Source organism: Paenibacillus sp., from assembly GCF_035645235.1.
Taxonomy (GTDB): domain Bacteria; phylum Bacillota; class Bacilli; order Paenibacillales; family YIM-B00363; genus Paenibacillus_AE.
Map to the genome: position 1 here is coordinate 23,373 of NZ_DASQMZ010000198.1, position 16,445 is coordinate 39,817.

At 63.5% G+C, this 16,445-nt stretch carries 11 protein-coding genes and 1 pseudogene; 6 read left to right on the forward strand and 6 right to left on the reverse strand.

Annotated elements, in window-relative coordinates:
• Positions 1–13: 13 nt before the first annotated feature.
• The 4 genes from VEZ38_RS18335 to VEZ38_RS18350 are packed head-to-tail and all read left to right on the forward strand — an operon-like array spanning position 14 to position 5,028.
• Complete coding sequence (locus tag VEZ38_RS18335; protein ID WP_324896125.1) at positions 14–1,282, forward strand: YheC/YheD family protein; 1,269 nt, start codon at positions 14–16, stop codon at positions 1,280–1,282.
• On the forward strand, positions 1,279–2,652 hold the full coding sequence (locus tag VEZ38_RS18340; protein ID WP_324896069.1) for a YheC/YheD family protein: 1,374 nt from the start codon (positions 1,279–1,281) through the stop codon (positions 2,650–2,652). The genes VEZ38_RS18335 and VEZ38_RS18340 overlap by 4 nt, the downstream gene beginning before the upstream one ends.
• Complete coding sequence (locus tag VEZ38_RS18345; protein WP_324896071.1) at positions 2,652–3,923, forward strand: YheC/YheD family protein; 1,272 nt, start codon at positions 2,652–2,654, stop codon at positions 3,921–3,923. The genes VEZ38_RS18340 and VEZ38_RS18345 overlap by 1 nt, the downstream gene beginning before the upstream one ends.
• 1 nt (position 3,924) lies before the next feature.
• Positions 3,925–5,028, forward strand: a complete 1,104-nt coding sequence (locus tag VEZ38_RS18350; RefSeq protein ID WP_324896073.1) for a YheC/YheD family protein — start codon at positions 3,925–3,927, stop codon at positions 5,026–5,028.
• A gap of 449 nt (positions 5,029–5,477) precedes the next feature.
• Here VEZ38_RS18350 and VEZ38_RS18355 read toward each other — a convergent pair whose 3' ends face one another.
• From VEZ38_RS18355 to moaA, 6 genes are all read right to left on the reverse strand, one after another.
• Entirely contained in the window at positions 5,478–6,164 is a 687-nt protein-coding gene (locus tag VEZ38_RS18355) for an HAD family hydrolase (protein ID WP_324896127.1), read from the reverse strand.
• Between the two features lie 18 nt (positions 6,165–6,182).
• Complete coding sequence (ytvI, locus tag VEZ38_RS18360; RefSeq protein ID WP_324896075.1) at positions 6,183–7,208, reverse strand: sporulation integral membrane protein YtvI; 1,026 nt, start codon at positions 7,206–7,208, stop codon at positions 6,183–6,185.
• Between the two features lie 16 nt (positions 7,209–7,224).
• Positions 7,225–8,319 (reverse strand): radical SAM/CxCxxxxC motif protein YfkAB, encoded by a 1,095-nt coding sequence (gene yfkAB, locus VEZ38_RS18365; protein ID WP_324896077.1) that lies wholly within the window; start codon positions 8,317–8,319, stop codon positions 7,225–7,227.
• A 138-nt stretch (positions 8,320–8,457) separates the two neighbouring features.
• A complete protein-coding gene (locus tag VEZ38_RS18370; protein WP_324896079.1) occupies positions 8,458–9,561 on the reverse strand; it encodes an HD-GYP domain-containing protein in 1,104 nt (367 codons plus the stop codon).
• A gap of 127 nt (positions 9,562–9,688) precedes the next feature.
• Positions 9,689–11,167, reverse strand: a complete 1,479-nt coding sequence (locus tag VEZ38_RS18375; protein ID WP_324896081.1) for a bifunctional UDP-sugar hydrolase/5'-nucleotidase — start codon at positions 11,165–11,167, stop codon at positions 9,689–9,691.
• A gap of 15 nt (positions 11,168–11,182) precedes the next feature.
• Entirely contained in the window at positions 11,183–12,184 is a 1,002-nt protein-coding gene (gene moaA / locus VEZ38_RS18380; RefSeq protein WP_324896083.1) for a GTP 3',8-cyclase MoaA, read from the reverse strand.
• A 164-nt stretch (positions 12,185–12,348) separates the two neighbouring features.
• Between moaA and VEZ38_RS18385 the strand changes: the two are divergent.
• Both VEZ38_RS18385 and VEZ38_RS18390 read left to right on the forward strand, forming a co-directional pair.
• Positions 12,349–12,771 (forward strand): annotated as a pseudogene (locus VEZ38_RS18385) (molybdenum cofactor biosynthesis protein MoaE); the annotation flags it as partial.
• Positions 12,772–12,883: 112 nt separating this feature from the next.
• On the forward strand, positions 12,884–16,432 hold the full coding sequence (locus tag VEZ38_RS18390) for a PAS domain S-box protein (protein WP_324896085.1): 3,549 nt from the start codon (positions 12,884–12,886) through the stop codon (positions 16,430–16,432).
• The last annotated feature ends 13 nt before the right edge of the window (positions 16,433–16,445 follow it).

A 16,445-nucleotide genomic window follows, 5' to 3' on the forward strand; every position in this document is an offset into this window, starting at 1 on the left:
CGACGTGAAACCTATGCTTGCGCCGCTGGCCGGCTCGCGACGCCGGCGTCCCGCGCATCTCGGCATCCTCGCGACCCCGAAGGAGGGGCCGGCGCCGTTCGGCTCGGCCGCCTTCTTCTCCCGTCTCGCCCGGACCGGTCGGCGGCTCGGCCTCGACGTCTTCGTCTTCGCGCTCGAGTGGGTCGACTGGATACGCCGAACGACCGTCGGCTACGTCTTCGACGAAGCGGCCGGCGCGTGGACGCGCGGCGTGTTTCCGCTGCCGGCGCTCGTTTACGACCGCGCCTTCCACCGCACGAGGGCGCAGGCGGCGCGCCACCGCGCCGGCGTCGCCCGGCTCGCCGCGCTGCCCGGCGTCGCGCTGCTCGGCCTCGGCCTCGGCGGCAAGCTCGAGGTGTACCGGCTGCTCGCGAAGGAGCCCGCACTGCGTGACGTCCTGCCGCCGACGGAGCCGTACGACGGACCCGCCTCGCTCGCTCGCTGGCTGAAGTCGCACGGCGACGCGGTGCTCAAGCCGCAGGGCGGGACGCACGGCAAGGGCGTCTTCCGCATTCGCCGGCTCGATCGCGGCGCGGACGGCTCCGGCGTTCCCGTCGGCGTTCCCGTCGAGGTTCCTGTCGACGCCCCCGCCGACGCCCCCGGTGACGCCCCCGCCGGGGCCGACGCCGAAGGCGGACCGACGCCGGCGCACCGCTACGAAGCGCTCGGCCGCACCGGCGCGAACCGCGCGGCATCCCGCCGGTTCGCCTCGCTTCGAGCGCTGCTCGCCTGGGTCGACGGGACGCTGGTCCGCGGCCGGCAGTACCTGATACAGCCTTATTTATCGCTTACCGCGGACGACGGCGCGCCGTTCGACGTGCGGGCGCTCGTGCAGAAAGACGGCTCCGGCCGTTGGACGCTCACCGGCGCCGCCGCGCGCGTCGGCCCCAAGGGCGGCCTCACGTCGAACCTGCACGGCGGCGGCTCGGCTTACGCCGCGGAAGACTACCTGCTTCGCCAATTCGGCCGAGCGGAGACGGACCGCATCCTGCGCCGCATCCGCCGCGCCGCCTTAACGATCCCGCCCGCGCTCGAGCGCGGGCACGGGCCGCTGCTCGAGCTCGGCGTCGACTTCGGCGTGGACCGCGGCGGCCGCGTGTGGGTGTTGGAAGTGAACTCGAAACCCGGAAGAACGTCATTCACGCGGCTGAAGGACGACCGCGCGGGCGTCGCGGCCGTCACCAGCCCGATTCGCTACGCAAGGTACGTCTTGGATCGGCAACTAGGAGGACAGAACACATGAGTTTGACGTTAAGCAAGATCCATTTCACGAGAAAATCGGATAGAGCGGTATACGTCACCTCCGCCCTCGCGAAGCAGCTTCGGCTGCGCGGCCGCAGCACGGTGGACGTAAGGCTCGGAGGCCGGACGGTGACCGCGGAGGTCAAACCGCTGAGACGCAAAGGAAAACATTTATATTTGCCCCTGTACGTGCGCGAGGCGATTCGCGCGCCGAAGACGGGCAATATTTATCTCGCGACGACCGACGGGGGGACCACCGTCCGCCTCGGCCCTCTCATCGGCATTTTGACGAGCGGCAAGGGGGGGATCGACCGCCCTTTCGGCACCCGCACGGGCATGATCCGCGAGCTGCTGCGCGCCGGGGGCGGGAAGGCATACTCCTTCGCTTTCACGCCGCGGGACGTCAATTGGGACCAGAACACCGTATTCGGTTACTTCGCGAACGAGAACGGCGGCTGGACGCGCAAGACGGTGCCCCTGCCGGACGTCGTGTACAACCGGCTCGCGAGCCGATCCGCGGACGTCTCCTACGGCATGGAGCAGCTGAAGCAGCGCTTTCTGCGCCGCAACATTCCGGTGTTTAACTGGAGCTTCTACAGCAAGTGGGACGTCTATCGGATGCTCGAGGACGAAGCGGACGCGTATAAGCACGTGCCGGAGTCCACGATCAATCCGACGCCGGAGCGGCTCAAGGAGATGCTGCAGCGCCATAAATTCCTATACCTGAAGCCGACCGGCGGCAGCCTCGGCAAGGGCATCTACCGCATCACCTACTCCCCCGGGAAGGGGTACTTCGCCCGCTTCCGCCGGAACGGCAAGAACGTGCTGCTTCGGTTTCAGAAGTTTCCGAGCCTTATGCGCATGCTCGGGGCGGGAAGCGGCCGGATGCGCAACTACGTCGCGCAGCAGGGCATTCGGCTCGTGGAAATCGACGGCTGCCCAATCGACTTCCGCTTCCACCTCGTCCGCAACAACGCGAACGACTGGGTCGTCGCCGGCGTCGGCGCGAAGATGGCGGGCCGCGGCAGCGTGACGACGCACATCAAGAACGGCGGCACGCTCATGACCCCGCAGCAGGCGCTCGGCCGCGTCTTCGGCGACCGCGCGAGCGACGTGCTGCAGCGCATGAAGGACGTCTCGATCAAGCTGGCGGACGCGATCCAAGACAATTCGCGCCATCATGTCGGGGAACTGGGCTTCGATCTCGGCGTCGATCAGAGCGAAAACATTTGGATGTTCGAGGCGAATTCCAAGCCGGGCCGCTCGATCTATAAGCATCCCGCTCTCAAAGACGAGGGGCGCGAGACGCTCTCGCTGGTATTCCAGCATTGCCTGTACCTCGCGAAATTCCGCAAGAGGGGGAATTCGTGATGGCGGCCGCTTCAAGGCGCGCGTCAACGGTCCCGAACGCCGCGGCGTCGGCGGATACGGGCGTCGGCTCCGGCTTCGGCGCAAGCGCGCCGGTCGCCGCGATATTGACGTATCGGGACGATACGCGCATTTTCAGGGGAAATCGGGATAACTTCATCGACCTGCTGCGCACGGCGAAGGAGGAGGGCGTGAACGCCTACATCGTCGCGCAGGACGATCTCGACGTGCGGGCCCGCACGCTGAAAGGGTACGTCTATTCGCCGTCCAAGAAGAAATGGGTGCTCGGCGATCGCCCGTTCCCGGACGTCGTCTACAATCGGATTCCGTACCGGAAGTTCGAGCAGCTGCCCGAGGTGCAGAACGTTATTAACGACTGTCTCTCGCACCCGAACATCCGATTTTTCAATCCGTCGTTCTTCAGCAAGTGGAGCCTGTTCGAATGGCTGAGCGAATCGCGCTTGACGCGAAAGCATATTCCGGAGACGGTGCGGCTCGGCGGGCTGGGCGACTTCGCCCGGCTCGTGCGAAAGCACCGCAACGTCTACTTGAAGCCGGTGAAGGGCAAGGCCGGCAAGGGCATTATGAAGGTGCAGCAGCTCGCGCCGAAGAAACACGCCGCGGGGAACGGCGGGAGCGGCTATAAGCTGACGTGCCAAAGCGCCGGCGGCGTCGAATCGATGACGTTCGATTCGATCACGGCGATGTACGATACGGTGAAACGTTATATGGACGGCAAAGAGTATATCGCGCAGCAGGGCATCTCGCTCGCAAGCGCCGGCGGCCGGCCGTTCGACCTGCGCGCGCTCGTACAGAAGAACGCGAAGGGCGAATGGCGCGTCTCGGGCATCGGGGCCCGCGTCGCCGGGGCGTCCAGCATCACGACGCACGTGCCGCGCGGCGGGTCGATCGGCGACCCCACGAAGCTGCTCGCCACCGTCTTCGGCGCGACCGCCGGGCGCGCCATCTTGAAGCAAGCGAGGGAAACCGCGCTCGTGCTCGCCTCGCAAATCGAGAAGGGCTCCGGGCATACGCTCGGCGAGATGTCGATGGACCTCGGCGTCGATACGACGGGGAAGCTTTGGTTTTTCGAGGCGAACTCGAAGCCGATGAAGTTCGACGAGCCGCACATACGCCAAACGTCGCTGCGGCGCCTCGTCCGGTTTTGGAAATATCTCGTCGCCGCGGACCGCCCCGAGCCAACCGCCCGCGTTCGGGCGAAGCGAAGCCGGTCGCGAGGCGAGAGAGGCGCCGCGAAACGGAGGGATCGTTAGCATGAAGTCCGCTCCCCGCGCCTTCACGCTCGGCGTGATGGCGCTCTACCTGAACGGCGGCAAGCTCGAAGAGCTGTCGTTCTTCCGCAGCCTGCTGCGGGAAGCCGCCCGCCAAGGCATCGAAGCGTACGTCTTTACGCCCGAGGACGTGGCGGACGACAAACGCCGCATCTACGCGCATGTATACGACGAGTCGCGCGGCGGGTGGCGGCGGCGGTGGATGCCGTTCCCGGACGTCGTCTTCGACCGCTGCCGCTATCAAAACACGCCCCGCTTCCGCAAGCTGCGGGAATTCCGGGCAAGGTACGGCGACCTGCTGTACGTGAACCGCCCGCTCGCGAACAAGTCGGCGATTCACACGCTGCTATCCAAGGATAAGGAAATCCGTCCGCACCTGCCCGAAACCGTCATGTACCGCGGCGTGAAGGAGCTCGCGGACTTCGTGCGCAAGCACGGCATCGCGTTCGTGAAGCCGATCAACGGCACCGGCGGCCGCGGCGTCGTACGGATCGAGCGCGACGGCAGCGGCCGGTATATCGTCCGCGGCCGCGATAAGCGGCGGCGCATCATCCCGAAGCGGCGCGTCGGCCTCGAAAGCGCCGGACGGCTGCTGGAGCGCCTCGGCCTCAATGAAAACTGCCTCCTGCAGCAGGGCATCGAGCTGACGCTGCCGAACGGCCGCGTGCACGACTACCGGCTGCTCATGCAGAAAACCGGAGACGGCCGTTGGGACGCGACCGGCTGCGCGGGCCGCGTCGGCGCGGCGCGGAGCGTCACCTCCAATCTGCACGGCGGCGGCAAGGCCGTTTCGGTCGACCGGCTGCTGAAGCATACGTTCCCGAAAGGCTCACAAGCGGAAACCGTGAAGGCCGACATGATCGCGCTCGGGCATCGCGTCGTCGAGCGGCTCGAGAGCCATTTCCGCGACATGTGCGAACTGGCGCTCGACCTTGCGGTCGACCGGGCCGGGCGCGTCTGGCTGCTCGAAATTAACCCGAAGCCGGCGCGCGAGGTGTTCCGCCGCATCGGCGAAGCCGAGACGTACCGGCGCGCGATCGCGCGGCCCGTCGAATACGCCCGCTGGCTGTACGAGAAGGAGAAATGAAAAAACGCCCTGCGGCGTGCGCGAAGGCATGGGTCATACGCTCCGCCGGTTCCGTCGTAGTTGTGTTGTTTGGATGGAAGCGTCCAAGGAACAACACAACTACGAAACCGGCGCTCCGATATGCCCCGCGCCCCCGCCAAAAAACGCCCCGGGCGAGTCTTACGACAAAAAATACAGCTATTTTTTCCCCTGCCGCCGAATGCAATCGCTTTCTTGCAAATGTTACATCTATTTCAAGGCGCAGAGCCCTTCTTTCGGCTGAATAACTGTATTTCTGCCTTTGAGAAGCGCTTTCATCCCGCCGCCAAGAAAAAATAACTGCATTATTGGTTGCATGCATGTTGCGTGCAGGCGCGAAGCGCAAGCGCCGGGCCCGGTGCATCCGCTTCGCCCCTGCCGCCCCCTCGCTACGCCCCGGCCATCGCCGCCTACGCCTCGTCCAACGCCGCCTACGCCCCGGCCAACGCCGCCAGCTCGCCGAACCGCCGGATGCGCACCGTCGCGCCTTGCAGCTCCTTGTCCGTCGCCACGCCGAACGCCGCATAGTCGCAGCCGACGACCGGGAGGCCGTTGCGCACGCCCGCCTCGACGTCCGAGGAGCGGTCGCCGACCATCCAAGCCGACGCGACGCCGTGCCGGTCGAGCAGCAGACGGACCAGGTCCACCTTCGACGCAGTGCGGTACTCGCCCGCCGAATACAGCCCTTCGAAGAGCCCTGCGATGCCCGTATGCTCGGCAACGCCCTTCACGTACCGTTCCAGCCCGTTGCTCGCGACGAACAGCCGGCAGCCCGCGGACCGAAGCCGCTCCAGCGTCTCCCGCACCTCCGGGTACAGCTCACCGACGCCCTCCGCCAGCAGCGCCAGCTGCGCCTCGAGCAGCAGGACGTCCATCCGCTCCCGCGCCGCCTCGGACGCGTCGGGCAGCACGCGCATCCAAATATCCGTCAGCAGCATGCCGAGCGACCCGAGCAGCACCGTCGGCGCGGGCATCTCGCCCTGCGCGAGCCCCTCCGCCGCCAGCCGCGCGTAAGCCCGCTCGTAAGCGGCTACGATGTTCGTCTCGGTTCGAAACAAGGTGCCGTCCATATCGAAAATGATCGCATCCGGTCGCGGGCCCAATCGCCCTTCGGTCATATCCAAAGTCACGTCGCGTTACTCCAATCGAATTTTAATTTTCAACAGGCCGACCTTCACCATCGCCTGGTAAATAATGACGACGATCGGGCCGAGAATGAGGCCGATCGCGCCGATCAGCTCGTACCCGACGTACAGCGAGATGAGCGTCGGCAGCGCGCCGATGCCGATCTGCTCGCCGAGAATTTTCGGCTCGACGATGCGCCGGAAGACGGTGATCAGGACGAACAGGACGACCAAGCCGATCGCGAGCCTCGGATCGCCGATAAAGAAGGAATACGCCGCCCAAGGCACGAGCACGGAGCCCGTCCCGAGCACCGGCAAGATGTCGACGAGCACGATCAAGAACGAGATCGCGAGCGCGTACCGCACGTCGAGGATCAAGAGGCCGGCGAAGGCGATCAGGAACGTCAAGCCGCTGAGCATAAACTGCGCCCGAATAAAGCCGAATACGGCGCTCCGCAGGTTAAGCAGCACCTCCGCGATCTTATCCCGCGACTTCTCCTCGAAGAAGGACAGGAACGATTGCTGGATCGTCGCGAGGCTGAAGCTGAATAAATACAGGGCGACGAAGAACACGAGGAAAAAGATCAACAGCCCCGGCAGCGTCCGCAGCACGTCGAACGTGTAACCGGACAGCTGGGTGGCGAGGCCTTGGAGCGATTGAATTTGGCTCATCGCGTACACCCGGATGTTCGCCGCGACGTCCGGCGGCATGTCTACCGTCAGCGCGTCCAACCGATCGAGCGCCTGCAGGACGAACATGTTCAGCTCGTTGAAGTCGAGGTTGCGCACGAGCGCGATCAGCTCCGAGACGATCTTCGCGATCAGGAGATAGATGGCGCCGAGCATGGCCGCCACGAGCGCCGTGCTCGTAATCGTCGCGGCGGCGATCCGGTTCATTTTCAAATAACGAATTAAGATGGCATTCAGCGGCTCCAAGAATATCGCGAACAGGAGCGCGAGCAGGAACGGCGCGCCGACCGTAAACAATGCGTACAGGAACGCCAATCCCAGTACGATAATGAGTATGTTCCTTAGCACTTCAACACCCCGATCGTCATAAAATCGCCCGGCGCTTCCGAAAGTCGACGTTCTTGTAATACATATCGGCCACGAGCAAATTCGGTCCGCAGCAGCCCGCCGCCGGGCAGTAGCAGCTAACCTGGCGCTGCAGCGGATGAGACGTCCATCGTTCGAACAGCTCGTCGAGCCGGTCGTTCGCCACGTTGCCGACCGGCGGCACGTCGGAGAAGTCCGTCACCGTCACGTCGCCGGTGAACGTATTGACGTTCAGCCGATTGCGTCCGTCCGGGTCGCCTCGCACCGTGACGTTCGGCTCGTCGGCCAGACGGCGGATCAGCGCGCGGTCCGCCTCCTCCTCGCTGCAGGCGAAGAACGGCAGCGTGCCGAACAGCATCCAGACCGAGCGGTCTCTCGCGTCGAGCAGCCGCTCGACGGCGGCGCGCAAGTCGCCGATCGGCAGCACCGGCAGGCTCGACGCGAAGGCGCTCGGGTACATCGGATGCACCTCGTGGCGCCGGCAGCCCATCTCCACGATGCGGCGATGAATGTCGGCGATCCGCTCGTGCGTGCGGTAATTGATCATCGATTCCGCCGAGACGAAGGCGCCGGCGTCCGCGAGCCGCCGCGCGTTGTCGACCATCCGGTCGTGCATCTTCTTCGCCGTCTCGAGGCCGACCCGGCGCTCCGCGTTCGCGAAGCCGATCCGATGGAAATCCTCGTGTCCCATATAGTTATAGGATATGTGGAAGACGTCGATATAAGGCGCGATCGTTGCATAACGTTCGTAATCCAGCGTTAAATTTGTGTTAATTTGCGTGCGGACGCCCCGGCGTCTCGCATATTGCAGCAGCGGCACGATGTAATCTCTCAAAGCCCCCGCGTCGTAGGACGGCTCGCCGCCGGTCACGCTGATCGTCTCGAGCCGTTCGACCTCGTCCAGCCGCTTCAGCACCGTCTCCAGCGGGATGCGCGGTCCTTCCTTCTGGACGAGCGCGTCGCCGACGGCGCAATGCTCGCAGCGCATATTGCATAGATTCGTAACGGTAAATTCCACGCTCGTCAACACATGCTTGCCATACCGCTCGAGCGAGCGGATCGGATCCCACGGATCCACCAGTTGTACGTTCATAAGACACCTCAACGCTTATTGTACCTGAAAGAACGGAGTTTTGAAACCGGACGCGCGGCGGGGCCGGTCCGGCCGGGCAACGCAAAACGGCCCCTTCGCAGGAGCCGCCGCCGGTATCCGAACGTCCCCGGCGCGCTTTCAGGAGTGAAAGCCGGCAAACGAAACGTTCGCTTCTTTAATATAGGTCGTTAACGATTTCGACAAGTCCACCTCGTACGGCTCGACGACTTGGCCGTTCTCGTCGTACAGCACGCGGACGATCGGGCGCTGGGGCGTCAGCGCGTTCACGTCGACGACGACGCCGACCGCTCCGGAATCGAGGGCGACGAGCATGCCGAGCGGATAGATGGCGACCTTGTCCCGGAACAACGCGATCTTGTCCTGATCGTACAGGGTGCCTGCGCCGCCGTACAGCCGCTCCATCGCTTCGTGCGGCAGCATCGCGTTCCGGTACACCCGGTTCGTCGTCATGGCGTCGTAGGAATCCACCAAGCCGACCCAGCGGGCGTATTCGTGAATCTCGCCGCCCCGGATCGCCCGCGGGTACCCGGTGCCGTCGATGCGCTCGTGATGCTGCAGCGCGATATGCGCCGAGAGCAGCGGCACGTTCGGCTCGTCCTTCAGCATCTTGAACCCGATCATCGAGTGGGACTTGATTACCTCGAATTCCTCCGCCGTCAGACGGCCCGGCTTCAGCAGCACTTCCTGCGGGAGCTGCGTCTTCCCGATATCGTGAAGGAGCGCGCCGAGGCCGAGCGTAAACAGCTCGTCCCGCGAATACCCGTACGCTTGCCCCAGGATGACGGAATAGATGCACACGTTCACGGAATGCTGGAATAAATAATGATCGGACGCATGAATATTGACGAGCATCAGCATCGAATCCCGAGCGGCCGTAATGTCGTCCAGGATCGAATCGACGACCGACTTGAAGGCGCGGCCGAGCATCAAGCCGTTCACCGCGCGCTTCTTCATCGCGTCGTCCATCATGCGCCGAAACTGCGTGCGCACCTCCCCGACGGCGCGGGCGCGCGTTTCCGCCGAGACGACGTCCCGGAACTCGAGATCGTCCGTCCGCTTGTCCTCGATGTACAAATATTGAATGCCGAACCGCTCCAAGCGGCGCAGGAACGGCTCGGTGAGCTCCACGCGCTCGCCGAGCAGCACGAGCCCGTCGTCGCTAAAAATCGGCTTCCCGAGACGCATTCCCGGCCTGCATAATTGAAGCGGCAGCAGCAGCATACGGATTCCCTCGCTTGTCTCCCGATTTCGTTCGCCATGCGCATGGTCAACGCCGCGAATCGTTCGTACTGTAAACTGTCTATACAATAAACGATTCCCCTGCCCTTGGCAATGACGAAACGCCCGCCTATTCGCGCGCTTCGACGTAACGCGGCCGCTCGGCGGCTTCGATCCAGCCGCCGAGCGCCGGCGAAGCGAGCGATTCCGCGAGCAAATCCCGCAAAAATTCCGGAAGGCGGAACGTAATCTCCGTCCCGTCGGCGAGCGACGGGTAGCCGATGCGGAACGTGAACATGTCGATGGTGCCGACCCGATACCAACGCTCGTCGTCCAGCGGCTCCGCGCCGACATAGATGCTTCCGACGCGCCGGTCCCCGCGCTCGGGGCCGCTCGGCAGCGTCTCCACCGTCGCTCCGTCCAAGAGCAACGTTCCCAGCACCTTGCCGCGGAAGCCGAAGCCTCGGATTTCGCGCTCGCGCGACGCCGAAGCCATCGCCTCCTCGATCGCCTCGCGCAGCGAAGCGCCGCGCAGGAGCATCGAGCACGGATTAATGGGGGACGGGCAGACGGCAAGCAGTTCGGCCGCCGTCACCGGACCGGCCGGCAAGCCGGCGAGCAGCTGCCCGGCGTTCACGATGCCGATGTCGGCATCGCAATGCCGGCGGAGCGCCATCGCAAGCAAATTGCCGAGCGTCGATTCCCGGTCGGGATCCGCGGGCAGCGCGCGAGGGAGGCGCGCCACGACGCGCGCCATCGAAGCCCGAGCCGCCGAGGCGCGGCGTTCGATGAGCGCCGCGAGCGCCGGATCCGGCTCGGCCGACGACGCGTCGACGGCGCCCCCTTCGCAGCGGACGATGCGGCGGGCGGCCGTGTCGACGGCCAGCCGCACGACGCCGACATGCGAGCCGAATTTTCCGGCGGCCCCGATGTAAGCGCCCCCCGCGCGCTCGAGCCGCTCCAGCAAGTGGTGGGTATGCCCGCCGAGGACGAGGTCGATGCCCGGCACCGTCTCCGCCAGCCGCCGATCCTGCGACAAGCCCAAGTGGCTTAAGGCGATAATGACGTCGGCGCCTTCCTCCCGCAAGCGGGCGACCTGCGCCGCGGCCGCTTCGAACGGGTCGGTCGCGCGCCAGCCGAGCTCGCGGTAGAACGGGTCGAACGCCGCCGTCAAGCCGAACAGGCCGAAGCGCACGCCGCCTCGCTCAAGCACCAGCCGCGGACGAAGCCAGGAGGCGCCTTCGCCGCCCTCGCCCGAGTCCGAGTCCGCCTCCGTACGCCGTAAGTTCGCGACGAGCACGGGGAACGCCGCCTGTCGGCCGTAGAGCTCCTCGAGCGCCTCCGCCGGCAGCGTCAGCCCCTCGTTGTTTCCGGGCACCGCCGCGTCGTATCCGGTCGCGTTCATGACGTCGACGTTCGCGGCGCCCATCGTGCCTTCCGTCTCGATGCGCATCCGGTCCATATGGTCGCCGATATCGAAACGGAGCAGCCGCTCCGGCGGCTGCTCCCGTTCATAAGCGGCGAAGATCGAACGGATGCGAGGCATCGATTCGAAGACGCTGTGCAGGTCGTTCGTATGCAAAATCACGAAATCGACGATTTCGCTCATGCGCTCCCTCCCGCGTTATCCTCCGATTTGCGACATGCGCCGCGCCGTCGGCTCGTGGCTTAGCGCCTCGCGCGACAGTCTCGCGGCCATCTCGTGGTTTTCCGGCTTGATGTCGAGCGCCCGGTAAAACAGCCGCTCGAGCTCCTCCTCGTCGTCGACCGCATGCCGCAAATTCAGCTCGTCGACCCAATAGAGGCACGGCTTCAGCTGCCCGTCGGCCGTCAGCCGCAGCCGATTGCATTTCGCGCAAAACTGGTCGCTGATCGGATGAATGAGCCCGTACGAGCCCCGTCCGCCGACGAACCGCCAATCCTCCGACGGGCCGTTCCCCTTCACGTCCGGGACTTGCTCCGTCTCCCAAGGCAGCGCGGCCGCCGCCTCCCGCACGCGATCGAGCGGCAGATACATGCTCCGCCAGCCCTCGTCGTCGTGACCGATCGGCATATATTCGATAAACCGCACATGCAGCGGCTGCTCGTACGACAGGCGAAGGAACGAGTCGATCTCCCCGTCGTTCATTCCCTTCAGCAGTACGCAATTCAGCTTAATCGGCGAGAAGCCCGCCGCCGCCGCCGCTTCGATGCCCTCCCGCACCTTCCGCAATTCGCCCCGGCGCGCGATGAGCCGGAATTTCGAGGCGTCGAGCGTATCTAGCGAGATGTTCACCCGGCGCAGCCCCGCGCGGCGCAGCGCCTCCGCCTTGCCCGCGAGCAGCAAGCCGTTCGTCGTGAGCGACACGTCCTCGATGCCCGGAATCGAGGCGACGCCCTCGACGATGTCGACGATGTCTCTTCGCACGAGCGGCTCGCCGCCTGTAATGCGGATTTTCCGTATGCCGAGGCGCGCGCCGACGCGAACGATCTTCGCGATCTCCTCCGCGGTCAGCATGCTATCGTGCGGCAGAAACTCGAGCCCTTCCTCCGGCATGCAGTACACGCAGCGCAAATTGCATTGGTCCGTCACCGAGATGCGCAAGTAATCGTGCGTCCGGCCGAACCGGTCGATCAGCTTCGACATCGTCCTCCTCCTTCCCGCCTGCGGCGCGGCGGAAACCGCCGTTTCATTTTCAATCAGTCTAGCATAATTCTTCGCGCATTAACATGGGGGACGGCGGTACGCTATAATATTGGGAACACGTTACGGGAGAAGGAGAATGGTCCATGGACGAGGCAATGTTCGAAATTACGGAGGGGCCGATCGACGTCGCTCGGGTCAGCGCGAAAGCGATCGCTCCGGAGCAAGGCGCGACGCTCGCCTTCATCGGCACGACGCGGGAGTGGACGCACGGCAAACGCACGGTCCTCTTGGAATACGAGGCTTATGCGCCCATGGCGCTGAAGGCGATGGCCTCGATCGGCGAGGAGATCGCCGCCCGTTGGCCCGGCGCGATCTGCGCGATCACGCATCGGATCGGCCCCGTCGCCGTCGGCGAGGCGAGTGTCGTCATCGCGGTATCCGCGCCGCATCGAGAAGTCTGCTACGAAGCGAGCCGACACGCGATCGAGCGGCTCAAAGTCGTGGTGCCGATCTGGAAGAAGGAAGTGTGGGAAGACGGCACCGAATGGAAGGGCGCGCAAACCGGGCCGTGGAATCCGCTCGCGTAAGCGCGGCCGCGCATCCAACAATCCCCTGTACCGATCATGGCCTGGACGCGGTTACAATCGTAACGAACGGCAAACCTGCCGAGCAGCGAGAACTATACCGAGGTGAAAGACCATGCCGCTTGCCGGAAACATGTTTCAAACCGTGTTCCACGGCATCGCCGATCCGATTGCGATTATCGAGCTCGAAGGTGACCGCACGTTCCGCTTCGCGGCGGCGAACCGCGCTTCCTTCGACGTCGGTTTCTTAAGCGAAGAGAATTTGGGAAAGACGATCGACGAGATGTTTCCGCCCGAGCTCGCGTCCGCGCTTAACGAAAGTTACCGGTCCGCGATCCGCGAACGGAAGCCCGTCGTCTACGACAGAGAAGTGGAAACCCCGAAGGGATTGTTCATCGGGCAAATTTCGTATTTCCCGATCGTAGAGGGCGATGAATGTACGAGTTTGATCGTGATTGCAAAGGATATTTCCGAGCGCAAACGGCGCGAAGCGGAGATAGAGCGACAAAATCTCTTCTATGAGTCGCTGCTGAATCACCTGAACGATGCGGTCGCCGTCGCGGCGGTCGATACGAGTATCCTGCAGGTGAACCGCGCGTTCGAAGAGCTGTTCGGCTGGACGAGCGACGAGCTCGTAGGCAGGACCTATGAAAACTACCCGTTCCTCGAGCCCGCCATGCTGGCGGAATCCGATGACATCCTGCGCAGGCTGAGAGCCGGCGAGAACGTCGCGAATCACGTAACCCGGCGTCTCCGGAAGAACGGCTCGTACGTCGACGTGTCCGTCTCGTTCTCGCTCATTCGGGACGGGAGCGGAGAACTCGTTGCGCTGGCCGGCATCTACCGCGACATTACCGAGCAGAAGGTTCGGGAACGTCTCCTCGAGGAAAGCGAACAGCAATTCAAGTCGCTATTCGATCAAAACCCGGACGCCGTATTCGCCATCGACCGCGCCGGCCGTTTCGTGAGCGTCAATCCGAGAACGGTGGAAGTGACGGGATACGCCGCCGCCGAATTGGAAGGCATGGAATTCGCACCGCTCATCCATCCCGAAGATATGCCGCTTGCGTTCGAACGATTTCACGCCGTATTGGCCGGCGAGCGAAGCGATATGGAGCTTCGGATCGCGAGCGAACTAGCGTCCTCCGGTTATTTAAACATGAAAATTACGACGATGCCGATGTTCGTCAACGACTCCATCGTCGGGCTGTACGGCGTCGCGAAGGATATTACCGAAATCGCGAAAGCCCAGCGGGAGCTGGAGGAAAGCGAAAAGCGATACAAATCGCTGTTCGAACGGCATCCGGATGCGGTGTTTTCGTTCGACCGCGAAGGCACCATCGTGACGTTCAACGAGAGAACCTCCGAAATTTCCGGATATCCCCCCGATCGCTTAGCGGGCCGATCGATCTTCCCGTTCTGCCATCCGGAGGACGTGCCGCACACCGTCGCTCACGCTCGCCGCGCGTTGACCGGGGAAGCCGTCACGTACGAAGTGCGCATCCTGCATGACGTGACGCGGGAGTATTTCATCATGCAGGTCACCAACTTGCCGATCGTCGTGAACGGCGAGATCGTCGGCGTCTATGCGATCGCGAAAGACGTCACGCCGCTGCGGGAAGCGGAGCGCGAGCTTCGAGAGAGCCAACAGCTCTATAAATCGCTGTTCGACCACAACCCGGACGGCGTCTATACGCTCGACCGCGAGGGCAATTTCAAAAGCTTCAACACAGCGGTTCCCAGCATCCTGGGCTTCGAAGCGGAGGATTTGCACGACATGTCGTTCGTCCCCTTCATCCATCCCGACGACTTGCCGGCGACGATGGAGCACTTCGCCGCAGCGCTCCAAGGGGAGGTCCAGCAATACGAGATTCGGGCCATGCGCCACGACTCGAATCAATATAACACATACACCATCAAAAATTTGCCGATATATATTAACGGCGACATTACCGGCGTCTTCGGCATCGCGAAGGATATCACGGATTGGAAACGAACGCAGCAAGCGCTGATCGACAGCGAAGAACGCCACCGGCAGCTCATCGAGCTGTCTCCGGACCCGATTCTCGTGCATCGGGAAGGTCGGTTGTTGTTCTGGAATTGCGCTGCGGCCCGATGCTTCCGCGCGACCGACGCGCGCAGCTTCGCCGACGTCGCCGTTTCGGATTTGATCGGCCCGGACGACGGAGCGGTCGTGCCGGAAGGAGAACGCCTGCTGCGAGACGGAGGCGAATTGCGCGAGCCCGTCGAGCTGCAGCTGAAGCGGCTGGACGGAACGACGTTCCATGCGGAAATCGTGGGAACCCGCCTCCAATACGACGCTAGCCCCGCCTCGCTGATTATCGCTCGGGACGTCAGCAAGCGCAAAAAATCGGAGCAGTTGGTCGAATATATGGCGTACCATGACGCGCTTACCGGGCTGCCGAATCGTCTGCAGTTCTACAAGCTGGTGGCAGCTCGGCTCCATGAAGGGATCGGCGCGATGCTGTTCATCGACTTGGATCGGTTCAAGCTGATCAACGATACGCTCGGGCATCGCACCGGCGATCAGCTGCTCACCGAGGTGAGCGCGCGGCTGAAGAGGATGGAGCACGCCTTCGTCTCCAGACAGGGAGGAGACGAGTTCACCGCTTACTTCCCGGGGGCGGACCGCCGCGAGGCCGAACGAGCGGCGCTTTCGATCCTCGCCCTGCTTTCCGAGCCTTACCACATCGACGGACATGAGCTCTACGTCACCCCTAGCATCGGCATAAGCTTGTATCCGAGCGACAGCGACAACGTAGATACGCTGGTTCAGCAAGCGGATGCCGCTTTGTACGAAGCGAAAGACGTCGGAGGGAACGCCTTCACGTTCTTCAGCACGGAAACCGAGAAGAGCAACATTTTGAAGCTGACGCTCGGCAATGATCTGCGCAAGGCGTTAGCTAATGGGGAGCTCCTCTTGTACTATCAGCCGAAATACGACATCTCGAACGGGCGTATCGTCGGCGCGGAAGCGCTGATCCGCTGGATGCATAAGGAGCGCGGCCTCATTTCGCCCGACGCCTTCATCCCGTTCGCCGAGGAGACGGGACTCATCTTGCCGATCGGGGAGTGGGTGCTGCGTTCGGCGTTAAGCGAGGCGAAGAGCTGGCATAACGCGGGACATCGCATCGCGATTTCGGTCAACTTGTCCGTTCGTCAGTTTCTGCAGCATTCGTTCATCGAGCAAATCAAGGCGGTTCTGAAAGAAACCGGTCTGGAGCCGCGGTATTTAAATTTAGAGATCACGGAAAGCGTGCCGCTGCTCGATTTCCAGGCAGCCGTCGCGAAGCTGACCCAGGTGAGGGCGCTCGGGGTCACGATTTCGCTCGATGATTTCGGGACAGGCTATTCCTCTTTGAATTACATCCGTCGACTGCCCTTCGACTATCTAAAGATCGACAAGTCGTTCGTGCAACATATGCATGGAGACGCGATCAACACCTCTATCGTTCGTTCGGTGATCGACATCGCTCACTTGATGGGCAAGCGGGTCGTCGCCGAAGGCGTCGAGACGGCGGAGCATCTCCGCATTCTGGAACAATCCGATTGCGACGAGGCCCAAGGGTATTACTTGAGCCGACCGGTCGAATCCGGGGCATTCGAGCAGTTGCTCAACGCTCCCTTGCAGCCGCGTTCGTAATACCGCACGCACA

Bases quoted from the DNA above. Each gene is read 5' to 3' on its own strand.
- VEZ38_RS18335 (WP_324896125.1), top strand. From the start codon at position 14: ATGCTTGCGCCGCTGGCCGGCTCGCGACGCCGGCGTCCCGCGCATCTC.
- VEZ38_RS18340 (WP_324896069.1), top strand. From the start codon at position 1,279: ATGAGTTTGACGTTAAGCAAGATCCATTTCACGAGAAAATCGGATAGA.
- VEZ38_RS18345 (WP_324896071.1), top strand. From the start codon at position 2,652: ATGGCGGCCGCTTCAAGGCGCGCGTCAACGGTCCCGAACGCCGCGGCG.
- VEZ38_RS18350 (WP_324896073.1), top strand. From the start codon at position 3,925: ATGAAGTCCGCTCCCCGCGCCTTCACGCTCGGCGTGATGGCGCTCTAC.
- VEZ38_RS18355 (WP_324896127.1), bottom strand. From the start codon at position 6,164: ATGACCGAAGGGCGATTGGGCCCGCGACCGGATGCGATCATTTTCGAT.
- yfkAB (WP_324896077.1), bottom strand. From the start codon at position 8,319: ATGAACGTACAACTGGTGGATCCGTGGGATCCGATCCGCTCGCTCGAG.
- VEZ38_RS18370 (WP_324896079.1), bottom strand. From the start codon at position 9,561: ATGCTGCTGCTGCCGCTTCAATTATGCAGGCCGGGAATGCGTCTCGGG.
- VEZ38_RS18375 (WP_324896081.1), bottom strand. From the start codon at position 11,167: ATGAGCGAAATCGTCGATTTCGTGATTTTGCATACGAACGACCTGCAC.
- moaA (WP_324896083.1), bottom strand. From the start codon at position 12,184: ATGTCGAAGCTGATCGACCGGTTCGGCCGGACGCACGATTACTTGCGC.
- VEZ38_RS18390 (WP_324896085.1), top strand. From the start codon at position 12,884: ATGCCGCTTGCCGGAAACATGTTTCAAACCGTGTTCCACGGCATCGCC.